This is a genomic window from Klebsiella sp. CN_Kp106 (assembly GCF_040064575.1).
Classification (GTDB): domain Bacteria; phylum Pseudomonadota; class Gammaproteobacteria; order Enterobacterales; family Enterobacteriaceae; genus Klebsiella; species Klebsiella michiganensis.
In genome coordinates this window covers 85,093-101,339 of record NZ_JBEAIG010000070.1, presented here as the reverse complement: position 1 = coordinate 101,339, position 16,247 = coordinate 85,093, and the positions used below count along the sequence as shown (strand labels likewise).

Here is a 16,247-nt window from a genome sequence, read left to right as displayed (position 1 = left end):
CATTCCCGGTCCGGGAATAAAAAGCAGGCATCATTAGCCACATGGCGGTTCAAGGAGGAATGCCATCTCCTGTGAGAAATAGCTTACATTACGAATCGTTTCAGCTGAAGCGATTTATGCGGAGAAGGGAAAAGCGAAGAACGCGGCACGCCGTCCGGCGTGCCGTGGGAAAGCCAGCTTAGTGGTTGTCGTCCTGCGGCATATGGCGATAGATATACACGCCGCTCAGCAGGGTGAATACCAGCGTCAGGGCGGTTAAACCAAAGACCTTGAAGTTGACCCAGATATTCTGCGGCAGCCAGAAAGCGATATAGATATTCGCCAGTCCGCAAAGGATGAAAAACACCGCCCAGGCCAGATTCAGACGCGACCACACCTGCTGCGGCAGCGTCAGCTCTTTACCCAGCATGCGCTGGATCAGCGGCTTCTTCATCACCCACTGGCTAAACAGCAGCGCGCTGGCAAACAGCACGTAGATAACCGTCACCTTCCATTTAATAAACTCATCGTTATGGAAGAAGATGGTTAAGCCGCCAAATACGGCCACCAGCACAAAGGTAATCAGCGCCATTTTCTCGACTTTACGATAGCGCACCCAGCTGTAAATCAGCACGATGGCGGTAGCGATAATCAGCGCGGTCGTCGCGGCGTAGATATCATAAAGCTTGTAGAATGCGAAGAAGACTACCAGCGGTAAAAAATCCAGAAACTGCTTCATACATCGATTCCGTCGTTCAGGTTGGGGCAGGGAGCACCCGCCCCGGATTAGGTTAGTTACGAATGAGCATATACAAGCGAAATAAATAGATCAGCAACAATGCGGAGATAAGATTGCTGAGGGTATTTATTACCACCGCGCCAACGTTTGGCGTCAGGACCGCGAAGCTGGAGGCAAACAGCAGCAGCAGCGTTTTCGCCAGCAGCCAGCCGATAATGGCCGGCGCCACCAGACGTACGTTGGCCCAGGCCAGACGCATACTGCTACGCATGGCGCTGAAAATCCCCATTTTATCCTGCACCAGCATAACCGGTGCGAAAGAGAGCACGATAGCCAGCAGGACGCCCGGCACCACCACCAGCATCATTCCCATCTGCACGATAAACGTCGTCAGCAGGATCAGCAGCAGCAGCTTTGGCAGCACCGGCGCAGAAGCGCCGATCGCGCGCAGGGCGCTGACTCGCTGGCCGGCGGAGACCATCTGAATCATGAGCAGAACGCCGCCGGCAAGAATGGCGTTACCTACCAGCCCTGAGAAGGTAGAGGCCGCAGACGCGCGCAGCAGGATTTGCTGCTGCTCCGGCGTCATGCTCTGGACCAGTTCAAACAGCCCGCCGCTACCCGCCAGGCTATCGCCCTGGCTCAGTATTGACAGCTGCTCTTCACTGGGTGAAAAGGCATGGCCAAGTACTACCGTAATGAACGCGCATAGCAGCGCAATCAGCAGGATAGTAACGAACTGATTGCGGAAAAAGTTCCCGGTGTCACGGTAGACGGACTTCGCCGTGATAGACATGCATTCTCCTTGAGTATTGCAGGTGTTAACTAGCCGGCGATTGTACCGCAAATCGCGGCTGGGTAGCAGTCTCTGCTCCTGCAGGCTAAGTATATCTTTGTAAATAGAAGAGGAAATCAGCGACGCGCTGCTTTGAGTGTCATAAAGGAAGAAATTTGATACGACACGCTTCTCACTGATTGTATTGAGAAAGTGAAAATTAATCTGGATCAATAAATGTTAAATTTGCCCACTTAATGTGATCTATGTTGGATCAAACATACTTCAATGTAGGTATATTCTGGCGCTGAATAACCATAATGAGGAAGTGGGTATGAAAAAGTTAGCAGCGGCGGTTGTTATTCTGAGCAGTCTTTCCGGCAGCAGCGTCTGGGCGCATGAAGCCGGTGAATTTTTTATTCGCGCGGGTTCGGCAACGGTCAGACCGACCGAAGGCGCGGGCGGCACGTTAGGCAGCCTGGGGGGCTTTAACGTCAGCAATAATACGCAACTGGGTTTGACGTTCACCTATATGGCAACGGATAACATCGGCGTTGAACTGCTGGCCGCCACGCCGTTCCGCCATAAAGTCGGGACCGCGGCAACCGGCAATATTGCGACCGTTCACCATTTACCGCCGACGCTAATGGCGCAGTGGTATTTTGGCGACTCCAGCAGCAAGCTGCGTCCATACATTGGCGCGGGTATCAACTACACGACCTTCTTCGATGAGAGCGTGAACGATACGGGTAAAAAGACCGGCATATCCGATCTGAGCCTGAAAGACTCCTGGGGGGCGGCGGGACAGGTGGGGATGGACTATCTGATTAACCGCGACTGGCTGATTAACATGTCGGTGTGGTACATGGATATCGACACCACCGCCAACTATAAGCTGGCGGGCGCGCAGCAGCACGACAGCATCCGTCTGGATCCGTGGGTGTTTATGTTCTCTGCCGGATACCGGTTCTAAAGTCTCAGGTAAAGCTGGTCGCAATGACCAGCTTTATTGCACGTCCCGACGCGAAGTCCGCTGCCGCGATTGCCGATGCGTCATTTGCCGCAAGCACTCCGCGGAACGTCCGCGTCAACCGCTACTCATTACCCCATTTATTCAGGAATTCCGCGATATCATCGATGCGCTGCCGATCGATGCCCGCTTGTATGGCCATCTCTCCCTGCGCCTCCTCGCTGATTTCTTCGTTATTCATCAGCCGCGTAATCAGCAGTTGAAAATAGCGCGCCAGGGGCTCACGTTCTGACTCGCTGACGGGCTCGGCGGACTCCGTCGAATACTCATCCGCAATGTCGTAATATTTCAGTGGTACTTCCTCGTGCATAAATCGCTCCCGGTTGACGTTGTGCCTGTATTTTCTGGCTTGAATAATATCACCCCTGCCTGGCTTTAGCTCAGGAACGCCCAGAAAAACGTATGACTAGCCCACGCCATGCGCAACGGGTCCAGAAACTCTCCATCATCGGGGTGTAATAGCATAGAAAACGAAAATTGACTGCCATGAACCCGTCTGCAGGCCATTCATACGCATAGACTTATCACCACGGCACGCGATATCCGCGATAATCCAGATACTCTAATCCGGGACGATTTTGTTTTTCCAGCAGCACGTTCACCAGCGAGGGGATGGTCTCCGCCATGGTGAGCGGGGCGCTCTCGCCGCCAAGAGCCGTGCGGATCCACCCCGGCGCCATGACCACCATCGGATGCGATACGCTGGCAGGGCGGGCGGCAAAGCTGCGCATAAACATATTCAGCGCGGCTTTGCTCCCGCGATACAGCTCGCGCTGCCCGCCGGTATTATTGCTCAAACTGCCTTGTCCTGAAGACATAACGCCAATCAGCCCCTGTGGCAGCACCAGTGCCTGCAGACTTTCTATTACCCGCATTGGCGCGAGCGCGTTGGTCAGCATGACGTGAATAAACTCTTCCGTCGCGATCTCGCCGATGGTTTGTGTGGGATCGCGGTTGGTGGTGCCCGCGTTGACGAACAGCATATCCAGCACGCTATCGGCAAGCGCATTGCGCAGCGCCGCGATCCCGTCGCTATCACAAATATCCAGCGCCTCAATGCGCACCCGTCCAGGATAAGCCTCGGCCAGGTGGTGCAGCGGCGTCGTTTGTGAGAGATCGCGTACGGTGCCGATGACCTGCCAGCCATGCAGCAGAAACTGTTCAGCCATGGCGTGCCCAAGCCCGCGTGACGCGCCTGCGATCAATACTGTTTTAGGGGAAGTGACCATGGGCATAACTCCTGAGCAAATACATGATGGGGTAAATATAGGCTGGTGCTGTAGCAGGCGGAAGGCGCAGCATTTGCAATAATAAAGTGCATCAGACGCCTTATCCTGGAGTGGAGAAAAGATGACCGATCCTGATTTCAATTTACTGGCGGCGCTGGATGTACTGTTGAGCGAGAAAAGCGTTGCCGGGGCGGCTAAACGGCTTGAGCTCAGCGCTTCGGCGATGAGCCGCACGCTGACGCGCCTACGGCAGGTCACCGGCGACCCGCTACTGGTCAGAGCCGGGCGAAACATGGTGCTGACTCCGCACGCAGAAAGTCTGCAGGCGCGGGCAAAAAACGTTGTCTCCGAGATGCGCGCGGTGCTCAACGCTTCGCCGGCGCCGCTGAGTTTATCGACCCTCGAGAAGCGATTTACTTTGCGTACCAATGAGGGATTTATAGACGCTTTTGGCCCGGCGCTGGTGAACGCCGCCGCGCGGGAAGCACCGGGCGTGACGCTGGAGTTTGTCGCTAAGCCGGAGAAAGATGCCCGATTTTTACGCGAGGGGCGGGTGGACCTGGAAATTGGCGTACTGAAAAATATGGGGCCGGAGATCCGCCTGCAGGCGCTGTTTCGCGATCGTTTTGTCGTCGCGCTGGCCAAAAACCATCCGCTGGCCGCCTTTGCCGACATGTCGCGAGAACAATTTGTTTCCGTGGGGCACGTCATTACCTCCCGTCGCGGGTTGATACGCGGGCCAGTTGATGACGCGCTGGCGGCGTGTGGCATGCGCCGCAGGATTGCCTCGGTGGTGCCTGGTTTTTCCGCCGCGCTGGCCGTGGCCCGGGATTCTCAGCTCATCGCCGTTGTCCCGGCCTCCTGCCTGCAGAGCGCGGCGGGAAAAGAGATGGTCGCTTTTCCTCTCCCGGTGAGTACGCCGGAGATAACGGTGTCACAAATGTGGCATCCTCGCCACGAGCATGAATTAGCACATCGCTGGCTAAGGCAGCTGGTGCGCAGAGTGTGTCGACAACCATAAAAAAAGCCCGCACAAGTGCGGGCAAAAATACTGGAAGCAATGTGAGCAATGTCGTACCGAATACCTGAGCTGTTTGCTCAACTATTCAGTAATGAGAAAGATAATATTTCTCATTTAAGATATCAACCCCAACTTTTGTGCAGAAGCGATTTTTTTAATCGACGACAAAGACGGTGCGTTTCTGGCTGTCGTCCTGCGGCCACGCCGTGGCGACCTCGCGAAGCGGCCGGGGAGTCGTGGCGATAGTCAATCCGCCGGCGACGGCGGCCTGCAGCATCTCCCCGGTGGCGGCCAGCAGCTGGGGCACAGAAAGGCTGCCAATTCCGCTGCCCATCAGCTGCAGCGGCGAGGAGCGTAGCACCGCGCCATTGAGAGAGATATCGGCGGCGGAAAGGGAACCGACCTGAATAAAACGTACCGGCGCATTTCCTGGGCTGTGTTTTGCCAGCGCTGGCAGCAAAAGTTCGGCGCTACGTCCCCACAGATAATCGACGACGACATCAATCTGCTGCGCCGCCAGCCCGGCAAACTGCGTCCGTAAGTCCGCCTCATCCTGACTTAAGTTAACGGTTTCATCAGCGCCGAGGGCGGCCAGCTTCTCCACGTTTCGCCCGCAGGCGATCACTTTTCTGGCGCCGAGAAAACGGGCGATTTGTACCGCCAGCTGCCCGGCGCTGCCGGTGGCGCCGTTGATCAGTACTGTTTCCCCCGCTTTCATCCCGGCGCGTTTGACCAGCGCCGCCCAGGCCGACATCCCCGGATTAGCCATTGCCGCGGCGGTGATATCGTCCAGCGCATCCGGCAGCGGCAGACAGTGGTTTAAGGCGACGGGAGCCCGTTGCGCCATGCTGCCCCAGGGCGCGACGGGGAAGGCGAAATAGACGCGCTCTCCGCCGGGTAAGATACCGGTGCCGTCGATACCCGGGACAAAAGGCAGGCGGCCATCGAAACTATAATGCTTACCGGAGGCCCGGCCTTTCACTACATGACTGATGGCGGCGGCCCGAACCTCGACTAACGCCTGATGCTCAGCGGGCTGCGGATCGCGAAAATCGGACCACACCGGACCCTGCTGCAGGTCAAAAACCACGGCTGCTTTCATTGTCTTCTCCCCCTGTGGGATAGTTATGTGTAAAATGCACGTATCTGATAACGGCACTATACCCGGTTAACTAATATATGCAAGATGCACATAATAATTACGACATCAGCGGCTTTCACGGCGCGCTGCTCGATATCATCAGCGTGATGAACCAGCCAATGCGTGACGAGCAGATACTGCAGGCGGCTGGGGTCCAGCTCGATCGGATCCTCTTCCCGCTGCTGGTGGCAATAGGGCGCAGGGGACCCGTTGGGGTCGTTGAACTGGCGGATAGCCTCGGTCGCGATTACACCACCGTCAGCAGGCAGGTGAAGAAGCTGGAAGCGCAGCAGCTGGTACTCAAGCAGCCCAATGCAAAAGATCGCCGGATTAGCGAGGTGACGCTCAGCGAAGCGGGGCAGGCGATGATTGATCGTATCGCGGGAGCAAGAACGCGGCTGATGAATGAGGTGCTGGCCGGATGGACGCAAGAAGAGGTGAAGGCGCTGTTTCGCCTGACGCGTAAATACGCCGACAGCTTACAGCTGAAATAACCGCCCGGCCCTGGGCCGGACGGCAGGTACGTTAAGCCGCTTTAGTGGCGGCTTTCAGGCTTCGGGCGAAAGCCTTGAGTTCCGCCAGCATGGCCTGCGGGTCGTTCACGTTCCGCTCGATGATTTTGACGATGGCAGAGCCGGAAATCGCGCCGGCCGCGCCGGCCTCAATCGCGGCGGTAACCTGCTCCGGCGCCGAGATGCCAAAGCCCTGCAGCGGCGGCGCGGCGTGGTACTCGGCCAGCTTTTCAATCAGATGATGCAGCGGCAGCGCGGCGCGGTTTTCCGCGCCGGTCACGCCCGCCCGCGACAGCAGGTAGGTATAACCGCGACCGTAAGAGGCTATCTGGCGCAGCAGATCGTCATCGGCATTGGGCGGGCAGATGAAAATCGGCGCGATATTGTGGCGCAGCGCGGCCTGGCGGAACGGCGCGGACTCTTCCACGGGAACATCGGCAACCAGCACGGAATCGACGCCCGCGCGTTCGCACGCGGCGTAGAATTCATCGATGCCGGGGCTGAACACCAGGTTGGCGTACATCAGCAGGCCGATAGGAATGGTAGGGTGTTTCTGGCGAATCGCCGTCAGCATTTCGAAGCACTGCGCGGGGGTCACCCCGGCGGCAAAAGCGCGCAGGGTGGCGTCCTGAATGGTCGGGCCATCCGCCAGCGGGTCGGAGAAAGGAATACCCAGCTCCAGCGCGTCGGCACCGGCTTCAATCAGCGTATCGATAATTTTCAGCGACTGTTCCGGATTCGGATCGCCGAGGGTGACGAAGGGAACAAACGCGCCTTCCCGGCGATCTTTCAGTTGTGCAAACAGCGTCTCATAACGTTCCATCAGATTTCCCCTCGCGCTTTTAAAATATCATGTACGGTGAAGATGTCTTTATCGCCGCGGCCGGAGAGGTTAACCACCAGCAGCTGCTCTTTTTCCGGGTTTTCACGCATCATTTTCAGCGCGTGCGCCAGGGCGTGGGAGGATTCCAGCGCCGGGATAATCCCTTCATGGCGTGATAGCTCTTTAAAGGCCTCCAGCGCTTCGTCATCGGTAATCGACACGTAATCGGCGCGGCCAATGCTGTTTAAATAAGCATGCTGCGGGCCCACTGACGGGAAATCCAGCCCGGCGGAGATGGAGTAGGACTCCTCAATCTGGCCTTCTTCGGTTTGCATCATCGGCGATTTCATACCGAAATAGATGCCCACACGACCGTGCTTAAGCGGCGCGCCGTGCTCGCCGGACTCAATACCGTGACCTGCCGGCTCCACGCCAATCAGGCCAACAGCGGTTTCGTCGATAAAATCGGCGAACATGCCGATGGCGTTCGATCCGCCGCCGACGCAGGCGATAACCGCATCCGGCAGGCGACCTTCTTTCTCGAGGATCTGCGCTTTGGTCTCTTCGCCAATCATGCGCTGGAATTCACGCACGATGGTCGGGAACGGGTGCGGACCCGCGGCGGTGCCGAGCATATAGTGGGCTTTTTCGTAGCTGCCGGACCAGTCGCGCAGGGCCTCGTTGCAGGCATCTTTCAGCGTAGAAGAGCCGCTATGAACCGGGATCACTTCCGCCCCCATCAGGCGCATGCGGAAAACGTTCGGCGACTGGCGTTCGATATCCTTCGCGCCCATATAGATGCGGCACTTCAGGCCGAGCAGGGCGCTGGCGAGGGCAGAGGCCACGCCGTGCTGGCCGGCGCCGGTTTCGGCGATAATTTCCGTTTTGCCCATCCGTTTCGCCAGCAGAGCCTGGCCGAGCACCTGGTTAGTTTTATGCGCGCCGCCGTGCAGCAGGTCTTCACGTTTCAGATACAGCGTCGTGCGGGTGCCTTCAGTGAGGTTGCGGCATTTGGTCAGCGCCGTCGGACGACCGGCGTAGTTTTTCAGCAGGTCGGTAAATTCGGCCTGGAATGCCGGATCTTTTTGCGCGCTGACGAACGCGTCTTCCAGCTGGCGCAGGGCGGGCATCAGGATCTGCGGAACGTACATTCCGCCGAATTCGCCAAAGTAGGGGTTCAGTAAAGTACTCATTATTGCTCCTTAATATGCGCGCAGCGTTTGAAACACAGAGGACAGCTTGTCGGCATCTTTAATACCCGGCTGCGACTCTACGCCTGAATTAAAATCGAGTCCGGCACAGCCGCTTTTGGCGGCTTCTACGCAGTTATCGGCGCCGAGGCCGCCTGCCAGCATGACGTTATGCAGGTCCTGACCCTGCAGCAGGGACCAGTCGAAACGCTGGCCGGTGCCGCCTTGACCGTTGTCGAGAACGTATTTATCGACATGGCGCAGATCGCGCGGCGGGAGCGTTTCACCTACGCTGAGGGCTTTCCAGATTTGCACCGTCGGCGGAAGTTCGGCGCGCAGGGTATCAATATAGGTCTGGTCTTCGCTGCCGTGCAGCTGTACGGCGGCTAAGTCGAGGTTTTCCGCCCGGGCGATCACTTCCGCCATCGGGGTATTGCGGAATACGCCGACATAGCTCAGAGGCGCGCTGGCGATTACCGCTTGCGCCTGCGCCTCGTTCACCGCGCGCGGCGACGTCGGGACAAAAATCAGGCCGCCGTAGACCGCGCCGGATTCATACGCCACCTGGGCATCCTGGGGGCGGGTCAGGCCGCAGACCTTATTCTCGCCGAGCAGCACGCGCTTCACGGCGGCGTTGAGATCGGCGTGCTCCATCAGCGCTGAGCCAATCAGGAAACCGTTGGCGAAGTGGCTCAGTTCGCGCACTTCCGCGTAGGTATGGATGCCGGACTCGCTGATCACCGTGACATCGTGACCGAGTTTAGGTGCCAGGGTACGGGTACGGTTGAGATCAATCGACATATCGCGCAGATCGCGGTTGTTGATGCCGACCACTTTCGCCTTCAGCGCAATCGCGCGCTCCAGCTCCTCTTCGTTACTCACTTCGGTCAGCACGCCCATGTTCAGGCTGTGCGCGACGGCGGAGAGCTGGCGATACTGCTCATCATCAAGCACTGAAAGCATCAGCAGACAGGCGTCGGCCTGGTAGTAGCGCGCCAGGTAAATCTGATAAGGATCGATGGTGAAGTCCTTACAGAGAATCGGCTGCGGCGCGACCTTACTGACCATCGGCAGGAAATCGAAGCTGCCCTGGAAATATTTCTCATCGCACAGCACCGAGATAGCCGAGGCGTAGTGCTTGTAGACGCCGGCGATGGCCGCCGGGTCAAAATCTTCGCGAATCAGGCCTTTTGATGGCGAGGCCTTTTTGCACTCAAGAATAAATGCGGTGCGGGTGCCGGCGAGGGCATCGTAAAAATTGCGCTGCGTCGGTACCACTTCATTTTGAAAACTGGCTAACGGTTGTTGTTGTTTGCGGGCTTCTACCCAAATCGCTTTGTCGGCCACGATTTTTGCTAAAACGGTCTGCATTTTTTACCCTCTTGCCGCTAATGCGGTCACTCTGTCATAGGCCGCTCCGCTATGCAGCACATCGATGACTTGCTGCGCGTTGGCCTTCAGGTCTTCGTGTCCATGTAAACGCATCAACATGGCGACGTTGGCGGCAACGGCGGCTTCGTGAGCGGCTTCACCTTTACCTTGTAGCAAGCGCGTAAGAATGTCACGGTTTTCTTCCGGCGTGCCGCCTGCCAGCTGCTCCTGATGGTAAGGCGTCAGGCCAAAGTCGGCGGCGGTGAGCTGGTAGCTCTTGATTTCGCCATGGTTCAGTTCCGCGACCACCGTCGGCGCGTGCAGCGACACTTCATCCATACCGCCGCTATGCACCACCGCGGCGCGCTGGTAGCCCAGCACGCGCAGGGTTTCCGCAATCGGCAGCACCAGTTCCGGGCTATAGACGCCAATCAGCGCCAGCGGCGGATGAGCCGGGTTGATCAGCGGCCCAAGCACGTTAAACAGGGTGCGGGTTTTAAGCTGCTGACGGACCGGCATCGCGTGGCGGAAACCAGTGTGGTACTTCGGTGCGAACAGGAAGCAAACGCCCAGTTCATCCAGCGCCTGGCGAGATTTATCGGCATTCATATCGAGATTGATACCGAACGCCGCCAGCAGGTCGGAAGAGCCGGACTTGCTCGACACGCTGCGGTTGCCGTGTTTGGCGACCTTCAGGCCGCAGGCGGCGGCCACAAACGCGCTGGCGGTCGAAATATTGATACTGTTGCTGCCGTCGCCGCCGGTACCGACGATATCGGCAAACGGATAATCCGGACGCGGGAACGGCGCGGCGTTTTCCAGCAGCGCGGTGGCGGCGCCGGCGATTTCCTGCGGATGCTCACCGCGTACTTTCATACTCACCAGCGCGGCGGCCAGCTGCTCGGGTTTGACTTCACCGCGCACCACCGCAGAGAACAGCTGATGGCTCTCCTGCTGGCTCAGGGTTTCGGCCTGGTACAGTTTTTCCAGAATCGGCTGGAGGGTGTTGGTCTGCTCCAGCTTCTGCAGCGCCCAGGCCAGGGTTTGCTCCAGCAGGCGTGCCCCCTGGGTGGTCAGAATTGACTCAGGGTGGAACTGGAAGCCGCAGACGCGATCCGCGTCGTGACGCACCGCCATCACCATACCGTTGAAGTGGGCGTTGATGGTGAGTCCGGCCGGGATATTGCTGCCCACCAGCGAGTGGTAGCGGGCGACCGGCAGCGGATTGCTCAGTCCGGCAAACATCGCCTGGCCATCGTGCTCAATGCTTGACGCCTTCCCGTGAAGAATTTCACCGGCCTGACCGACGTAGCCGCCGTAGGCTTCGACAATCGCCTGATGGCCGAGGCAGATACCGATAATCGGCAGCTTGCCGCGCATGCGGGTCAGCAGCTCCGGCATGCAGCCCGCTTCGCTCGGCGTCCCCGGCCCCGGAGAAAGCATCAGTACCGGGTTTTTCATGGTGCCGATGCGCTCAATCAGCGCCTGCGCCGGGACGGAGTTGCGGTAAATCACCACGTTATGGCCGTTCGAACGCAGCTGGTCTGCCAGGTTATAGGTAAAAGAGTCGATATTATCGAGCAGCAGGATGTCGGCCATTAGAAAATCTCCTTCGCGTGGTGGGCCTGGGCGATAGCGCGCAGCACCGCGCGAGCTTTATTACGGGTTTCATCCGCTTCTGACTGGGGAACGGAGTCGAGCACGATACCGGCGCCGGCCTGCACCGTGGCGACGCCATCCTGCACGTAGGCGGAACGGATCACGATGCAGGTATCGAGGTCGCCGTGGGCGGTAAAGTAGCCCACCGCGCCGCCGTAGCTGCCGCGGCGTTTGCCTTCAGCGGCGGCGATTAGCTGCATGGCGCGCACTTTCGGCGCCCCGCTGAGGGTGCCCATATTCATACAGGCACGGTAGGCATGCAGCACGTCAAGATCGCGGCGCAGCTCGCCAACCACGCGGGAGACGAGGTGCATCACAAAGGAGTAGCGGTCGACTTTGGTCAGGTCGGCGACGTAGCGGCTACCCGGCGTACAGATGCGCGCGAGGTCGTTACGCGCAAGGTCGACCAGCATCAGATGCTCGGAGAGCTCTTTATGGTCGGTGCGCATCTCCAGCTCAATGCGGCTGTCGAGATCGCGATCCAGCGAACCATCCGCGCGGCGGCCGCGCGGGCGGGTACCGGCAATGGGATAGATTTCAATCTGGCGATTGGTGGCATCGTACTTGAGAGAACTCTCCGGCGACGCGCCGAAGAGAGTGAAATCGTTGTCCTGCATAAAGAACATGTACGGGCTCGGGTTGCTCTTCTTCAGCACATCATAAGCGGCCAGCGGCGACGGGCAGGGCAGCGAGAAGCGGCGTGACGGCACGACCTGAAAAATCTCGCCCGCGCGGATGGCGCGCTGCATTTTACGCACGACGGCGCCGTACTCTTCGTCGCTCTGATCGCAGTCGCAGCTCATTTCGGCAACCGTGGTCACCGGCAGCGGCGCCGGCGGCTCGTTTAGCTGCTGACGAAGCTGAGCGAGCCGCTGTAGCAGACGCTGTTTTTCGCTTTCCAGCGGCGTGAACAGGCTCGCCTGGATACGGGTGTTTTTGGTCTGATGGTCGATAACCAGCAGCGTTTCCGCCAGATAGAAGCAGTAATCCGGGCAGGCGGTGTCGCTCTCCAGCGGCGGCAGGTCTTCAAAGCCAGCGACCAGGTCATAGGCGAACAGGCCGCCGAAGAACATCGCTTCGCGCTCCTCCTGCGGGACGGTAATCAGATCCTGCAGCAGGCGAAAAGCGTCGAATACCGAGAGTGAACACAGGCGGGCATCTTCATCCAACAGCGCGCTGACCGGCGGGAAGGTTAATACCCGGCTATTTGGCTGACGCTGGTTATCGATGCCGGATGGCAGCGCGCTATCCAGCAGTTCGAGTAACGCCGTACCGTTGGCGGAAAATGCGTGAATAGTGACAGTGTCACCTAGCGCGGTAATGCGCAGCGCGCTATCCACCAGCAGCAGGCTTTTTAAATCATCCTTACTGTCGATATCCGCGGATTCCAGCAGCAGGGTGGCTGGACGCGCGCCGCATAGCTGGTGGAACAGCGCCGTGGGGTTTTCCCGATAGATGGCGTCGCTGGTGAGAAGCTCGAGTGCCGGTTTTGATGTTTGCATTATTGTTGTCGCCTGTTCGCTATAATAATTTGTCCAATAAAAAGCCCGCTCATTGGCGGGCCGGGTATCTGTATGCTGAGTGCAAAACGCGATCACGCCGCCCGATAACAGGAGGTGCGCCACCAGCCGTGCAGAGTGATGAATTGCGTTTTCATTGTTGATACCCCTTCATGTGAACTTGCGTACTAGTTAACTAGTCCGAGGGATTAAAGTCAACCCCTGTTTGCAGATTTTCTCTATCAGTCGGTATGATGATGCGCTTATTACTATCCTTAATCATTTAAGCTGCAGAACCACAGTCAATCTGCCTGTGACTTAAAGTATGACGGGTACCGGTTCATGTCCAGCAGGAGTCATCTTGAGCAACACCAATTACGCAGTGATTTACGACCTGCACAGCCATACCATCGCCTCTGACGGGCGTCTGACTCCAGAAGAACTTGTCCATCGCGCCCACCAGATGCGCGTCGGCACCCTGGCGATTACCGACCACGATACCGTGGCGGCAATTCCCGCGGCTCAGCGTGAAATTGAACGTGCCGGTTTACCGTTGGCGCTGATTACCGGGGTGGAAATTTCCACGCTGTGGGAAAATCATGAAATTCATATTGTCGGGCTGAATATCGATATCGACCATCCGGCGATGACCGCGCTGCTCGATGAACAGAAAGCGCGTCGCCAGATGCGGGGTCAGCAGATCGCCGAGCGGCTGGAAAAAGCGCGGATCCCGGGCGCCTGGGAAGGGGCGCTGAAGCTGGCGGACGGCGGTGCGGTGACGCGCGGCCATTTTGCCCGTTTTCTGGTGGAGGCCGGCTATGCCAACAATATGGCTGACGTATTTAAGAAGTATCTGGCGCGCGGGAAAACCGGTTACGTTCCGCCTCAGTGGTGTACAATAAAACAAGCGATTGATGTCATTCATCATTCTGGCGGTAAAGCGGTCATTGCCCATCCCGGGCGCTACGATCTCTCCGCCAAGTGGTTAAAACGGCTGTTGGCCCATTTTAGCGAGCAGGGGGGCGATGCGATGGAGGTGGCGCAGTGTCAGCAGGCGCCTCACGAGCGCGCACAGCTTGCCGCTTACGCCGTGCAGTATGGCCTGGATGCCTCGCAGGGGTCTGATTTTCATCAGCCCTGCCCGTGGATCGAACTGGGCCGCAAACTTTGGCTACCCGCGGGCGTGGAAGGGATCTGGCGCAGTTGGGAAGTGGCCGTAGAACAAAATTGAGAGGGAAGTATGAGCCAGTTTTTTTATATCCATCCGGAAAATCCACAGGCGCGGTTAATTAACCAGGCGGTGGACATTGTGCGTAAAGGCGGGGTCATCGTCTATCCGACCGACTCCGGCTACGCGTTAGGCTGCAAAATTGAAGATAAAGGCGCGATGGAGCGGATTTGCCGGATCCGTAATCTGCCAAACGGCCACAACTTCACCCTGATGTGCCGCGATTTGTCCGAACTGTCGACCTATTCATTCGTTGATAACGTGGCCTTTCGTCTGATTAAAAACAATACCCCGGGTAACTACACGTTTATCCTCAAGGGCACCAAAGAAGTTCCGCGCCGTCTGCTGCAGGATAAGCGTAAGACCATCGGTATGCGCGTGCCGTCCAACCCGATTGCGCAAATGCTGCTGGAAACGTTGGGCGAGCCGATGCTCTCCACTTCGTTGATGCTGCCGGGAAGCGACTTTACCGAATCCGACCCGGAAGAGATCAAAGATCGTCTTGAGAAGCAGGTTGACCTGATTATTCACGGCGGCTATCTGGGCCAGCAGCCGACCACGGTTATCGACCTCACTGAAGATGCGCCGGTTGTGGTGCGTGAAGGCGTGGGGGACGTAACGCCGTTCCTGTAATGACGCCTGTTTCCATGGAAGGAATCGTCATGTAATGAATACCCGCTCGCCGCTTTTATTTGCCGCCGTTCAACGCGGCGCAATGCCGCGCGCCTTTTGATGGTTCATCCTCTGCAAAAGACCCTATTGTGCTACCTGGCTTCCATCAGCGCGCCATGCGCCCGGACGGAGGTGCGCGGTAAGTTGTGCTATGCTCGTAACGCAAAGAAGCATTCATCTTAAAGTTCGTGTACCATGTTCGCCCACGCGAGAAGGCGTGTCTCTGTTATGTCTGCTGTAGCAACATAGATAACGGCACGCGCTGATGCAAAAAAATTTTACAGAACAGGGTGTTAGGTTTCATTTTGCCTCGCGCCCTGTTTTTCGAAGTATACCAGACGCCTGGGAAGGCGACACCTTAAGGAAGCTCAATGAGCGAGAAATTACAAAAAGTGCTGGCCCGCGCTGGCCACGGCTCCCGCCGTGAAATCGAAGCCAAAATCGAAGCTGGCCGCGTCAGCGTCGATGGCAAAATCGCCACGCTTGGCGATCGCGTTGAAATTGTCCCGGGTTTAAAAATTCGCATCGACGGTCATCTGATTTCGGTGAAAGAGTCTGCGGAACAGATTTGTCGCGTGCTGGCTTACTACAAGCCGGAAGGCGAACTCTGTACCCGTAACGACCCGGAAGGGCGACCGACGGTGTTCGATCGTCTGCCAAAGCTGCGCGGCGCGCGCTGGATTGCCGTCGGTCGTCTTGACGTCAACACCTGCGGCCTGCTGCTGTTTACCACCGACGGTGAACTGGCGAACCGCCTGATGCACCCGAGCCGCGAAGTGGAACGTGAATACGCGGTGCGCGTATTTGGCCAGATAGATGATGACAAGCTACGCCAGCTCTCGCGCGGCGTCCAGCTGGAAGACGGCCCGGCGGCGTTCAAAACCATCAAGTTTACCGGTGGCGAAGGGATTAACCAGTGGTACAACGTCACGCTGACCGAAGGCCGTAACCGCGAAGTTCGCCGCCTGTGGGAAGCCGTTGGCGTACAGGTCAGCCGCCTGATCCGCGTGCGCTACGGCGATATTCTGCTGCCGAAAGGCCTGCCGCGCGGCGGCTACACCGAGCTGGACCTGGCGCAAACCAACTACCTGCGCGAACTGGTTGAGCTTACGCCGGAAACCACCTCTAAGGTCGCCGTCGAAAAGGATCGCCGTCGCATGAAGGCGAATCAGATTCGCCGCGCGGTTAAGCGCCACAGCCAGGTGAGTAATAATAATAACAACCGTCGTTCCAGCAGCCGTAATAACGGTAACGGTTAATTATTCCAGTTCCGGCGGTCACCGCCGGAATTCTCCCTCCTGTGACTCCTTTCACACTTCTGCATAAAGACAAAAAACAGGAAATGCCCGGACAAATAACGCAAAGCGGTGCGCCAGGCG

At 57.8% G+C, this 16,247-nt stretch carries 16 protein-coding genes, 1 riboswitch and 1 other annotated feature; of the genes, 6 read left to right on the top strand and 10 right to left on the bottom strand.

Translation table 11 applies throughout. From position 1 onward, the window contains the following. Positions 1 to 17 precede the first annotated feature (17 nt). Positions 18 to 79: riboswitch (Fluoride riboswitch) on the bottom strand. 99 nt (positions 80 to 178) lie between these two features. Both ABLU96_RS25155 and ABLU96_RS25150 read right to left on the bottom strand, forming a co-directional pair. After that, positions 179 to 718, bottom strand: a complete 540-nt coding sequence (locus ABLU96_RS25155) for a septation protein A (RefSeq protein ID WP_004101360.1) — start codon at positions 716 to 718, stop codon at positions 179 to 181. Between the two features lie 52 nt (positions 719 to 770). Then, positions 771 to 1,514, bottom strand: a complete 744-nt coding sequence (locus ABLU96_RS25150) for a YciC family protein (RefSeq protein ID WP_004850117.1) — start codon at positions 1,512 to 1,514, stop codon at positions 771 to 773. Positions 1,515 to 1,827: 313 nt separating this feature from the next. On the opposite strand from ABLU96_RS25150, the gene ompW reads away from it, so the two are divergent. Further along, on the top strand, positions 1,828 to 2,466 hold the full coding sequence (gene ompW / locus ABLU96_RS25145; protein ID WP_004121296.1) for an outer membrane protein OmpW: 639 nt from the start codon (positions 1,828 to 1,830) through the stop codon (positions 2,464 to 2,466). A 121-nt stretch (positions 2,467 to 2,587) separates the two neighbouring features. Here ompW and ABLU96_RS25140 read toward each other — a convergent pair whose 3' ends face one another. Both ABLU96_RS25140 and ABLU96_RS25135 read right to left on the bottom strand, forming a co-directional pair. Further along, positions 2,588 to 2,833 carry a YmjA family protein gene (locus tag ABLU96_RS25140; protein WP_032692737.1) on the bottom strand — a complete coding sequence of 82 codons (246 nt, stop codon included), beginning with the start codon at positions 2,831 to 2,833 and terminating at the stop codon, positions 2,588 to 2,590. Positions 2,834 to 3,047: 214 nt separating this feature from the next. After that, complete coding sequence (locus ABLU96_RS25135) at positions 3,048 to 3,752, bottom strand: SDR family NAD(P)-dependent oxidoreductase (RefSeq protein ID WP_064407212.1); 705 nt, start codon at positions 3,750 to 3,752, stop codon at positions 3,048 to 3,050. Between the two features lie 121 nt (positions 3,753 to 3,873). Here ABLU96_RS25135 and ABLU96_RS25130 point away from each other — a divergent pair, with 121 nt between their 5' ends. After that, positions 3,874 to 4,773 carry a LysR family transcriptional regulator gene (locus ABLU96_RS25130; protein ID WP_064405401.1) on the top strand — a complete coding sequence of 300 codons (900 nt, stop codon included), beginning with the start codon at positions 3,874 to 3,876 and terminating at the stop codon, positions 4,771 to 4,773. 154 nt (positions 4,774 to 4,927) lie between these two features. Here ABLU96_RS25130 and ABLU96_RS25125 read toward each other — a convergent pair whose 3' ends face one another. Further along, positions 4,928 to 5,875, bottom strand: a complete 948-nt coding sequence (locus ABLU96_RS25125; RefSeq protein WP_064405403.1) for a zinc-binding alcohol dehydrogenase family protein — start codon at positions 5,873 to 5,875, stop codon at positions 4,928 to 4,930. A gap of 77 nt (positions 5,876 to 5,952) precedes the next feature. On the opposite strand from ABLU96_RS25125, the gene ABLU96_RS25120 reads away from it, so the two are divergent. Beyond that, complete coding sequence (locus ABLU96_RS25120) at positions 5,953 to 6,408, top strand: MarR family winged helix-turn-helix transcriptional regulator (protein ID WP_064405405.1); 456 nt, start codon at positions 5,953 to 5,955, stop codon at positions 6,406 to 6,408. Positions 6,409 to 6,439: 31 nt separating this feature from the next. Here ABLU96_RS25120 and trpA read toward each other — a convergent pair whose 3' ends face one another. From trpA to ABLU96_RS25095, 5 genes are read right to left on the bottom strand one after another with little or no spacing between them, the layout of a single operon-like run. Continuing rightward, a complete protein-coding gene (gene trpA / locus ABLU96_RS25115) occupies positions 6,440 to 7,249 on the bottom strand; it encodes a tryptophan synthase subunit alpha (RefSeq protein ID WP_032749463.1) in 810 nt (269 codons plus the stop codon). Then, complete coding sequence (gene trpB / locus ABLU96_RS25110) at positions 7,249 to 8,442, bottom strand: tryptophan synthase subunit beta (RefSeq protein ID WP_004850131.1); 1,194 nt, start codon at positions 8,440 to 8,442, stop codon at positions 7,249 to 7,251. Before trpB ends, trpA begins: the two co-directional genes overlap by 1 nt. Before the next feature lie 9 nt (positions 8,443 to 8,451). After that, positions 8,452 to 9,810 (bottom strand): bifunctional indole-3-glycerol-phosphate synthase TrpC/phosphoribosylanthranilate isomerase TrpF, encoded by a 1,359-nt coding sequence (gene trpCF / locus ABLU96_RS25105; protein ID WP_064405407.1) that lies wholly within the window; start codon positions 9,808 to 9,810, stop codon positions 8,452 to 8,454. Positions 9,811 to 9,813: 3 nt separating this feature from the next. Then, the gene (trpD, locus tag ABLU96_RS25100) at positions 9,814 to 11,409 is read right to left on the bottom strand and encodes a bifunctional anthranilate synthase glutamate amidotransferase component TrpG/anthranilate phosphoribosyltransferase TrpD (protein WP_004850135.1); all 1,596 of its coding nucleotides are present in this window, start codon (positions 11,407 to 11,409) and stop codon (positions 9,814 to 9,816) included. Further along, positions 11,409 to 12,971 carry an anthranilate synthase component 1 gene (locus ABLU96_RS25095; protein WP_014838210.1) on the bottom strand — a complete coding sequence of 521 codons (1,563 nt, stop codon included), beginning with the start codon at positions 12,969 to 12,971 and terminating at the stop codon, positions 11,409 to 11,411. The genes trpD and ABLU96_RS25095 overlap by 1 nt, the downstream gene beginning before the upstream one ends. Positions 12,972 to 13,006: 35 nt before the next feature. Beyond that, positions 13,007 to 13,102: a sequence feature (Trp leader region), on the bottom strand. 227 nt (positions 13,103 to 13,329) lie between these two features. On the opposite strand from ABLU96_RS25095, the gene rnm reads away from it, so the two are divergent. The 3 genes from rnm (at position 13,330) to rluB (ending at position 16,127) form a co-directional block, all read left to right on the top strand. After that, complete coding sequence (gene rnm / locus ABLU96_RS25090) at positions 13,330 to 14,199, top strand: RNase AM (RefSeq protein ID WP_032749459.1); 870 nt, start codon at positions 13,330 to 13,332, stop codon at positions 14,197 to 14,199. Positions 14,200 to 14,208: 9 nt separating this feature from the next. Continuing rightward, entirely contained in the window at positions 14,209 to 14,829 is a 621-nt protein-coding gene (locus ABLU96_RS25085; RefSeq protein WP_004850139.1) for an L-threonylcarbamoyladenylate synthase, read from the top strand. Positions 14,830 to 15,239: 410 nt separating this feature from the next. Then, positions 15,240 to 16,127, top strand: coding sequence for a 23S rRNA pseudouridine(2605) synthase RluB (gene rluB / locus ABLU96_RS25080; RefSeq protein WP_004121268.1), 888 nt, complete (start codon positions 15,240 to 15,242; stop codon positions 16,125 to 16,127). The last annotated feature ends 120 nt before the right edge of the window (positions 16,128 to 16,247 follow it).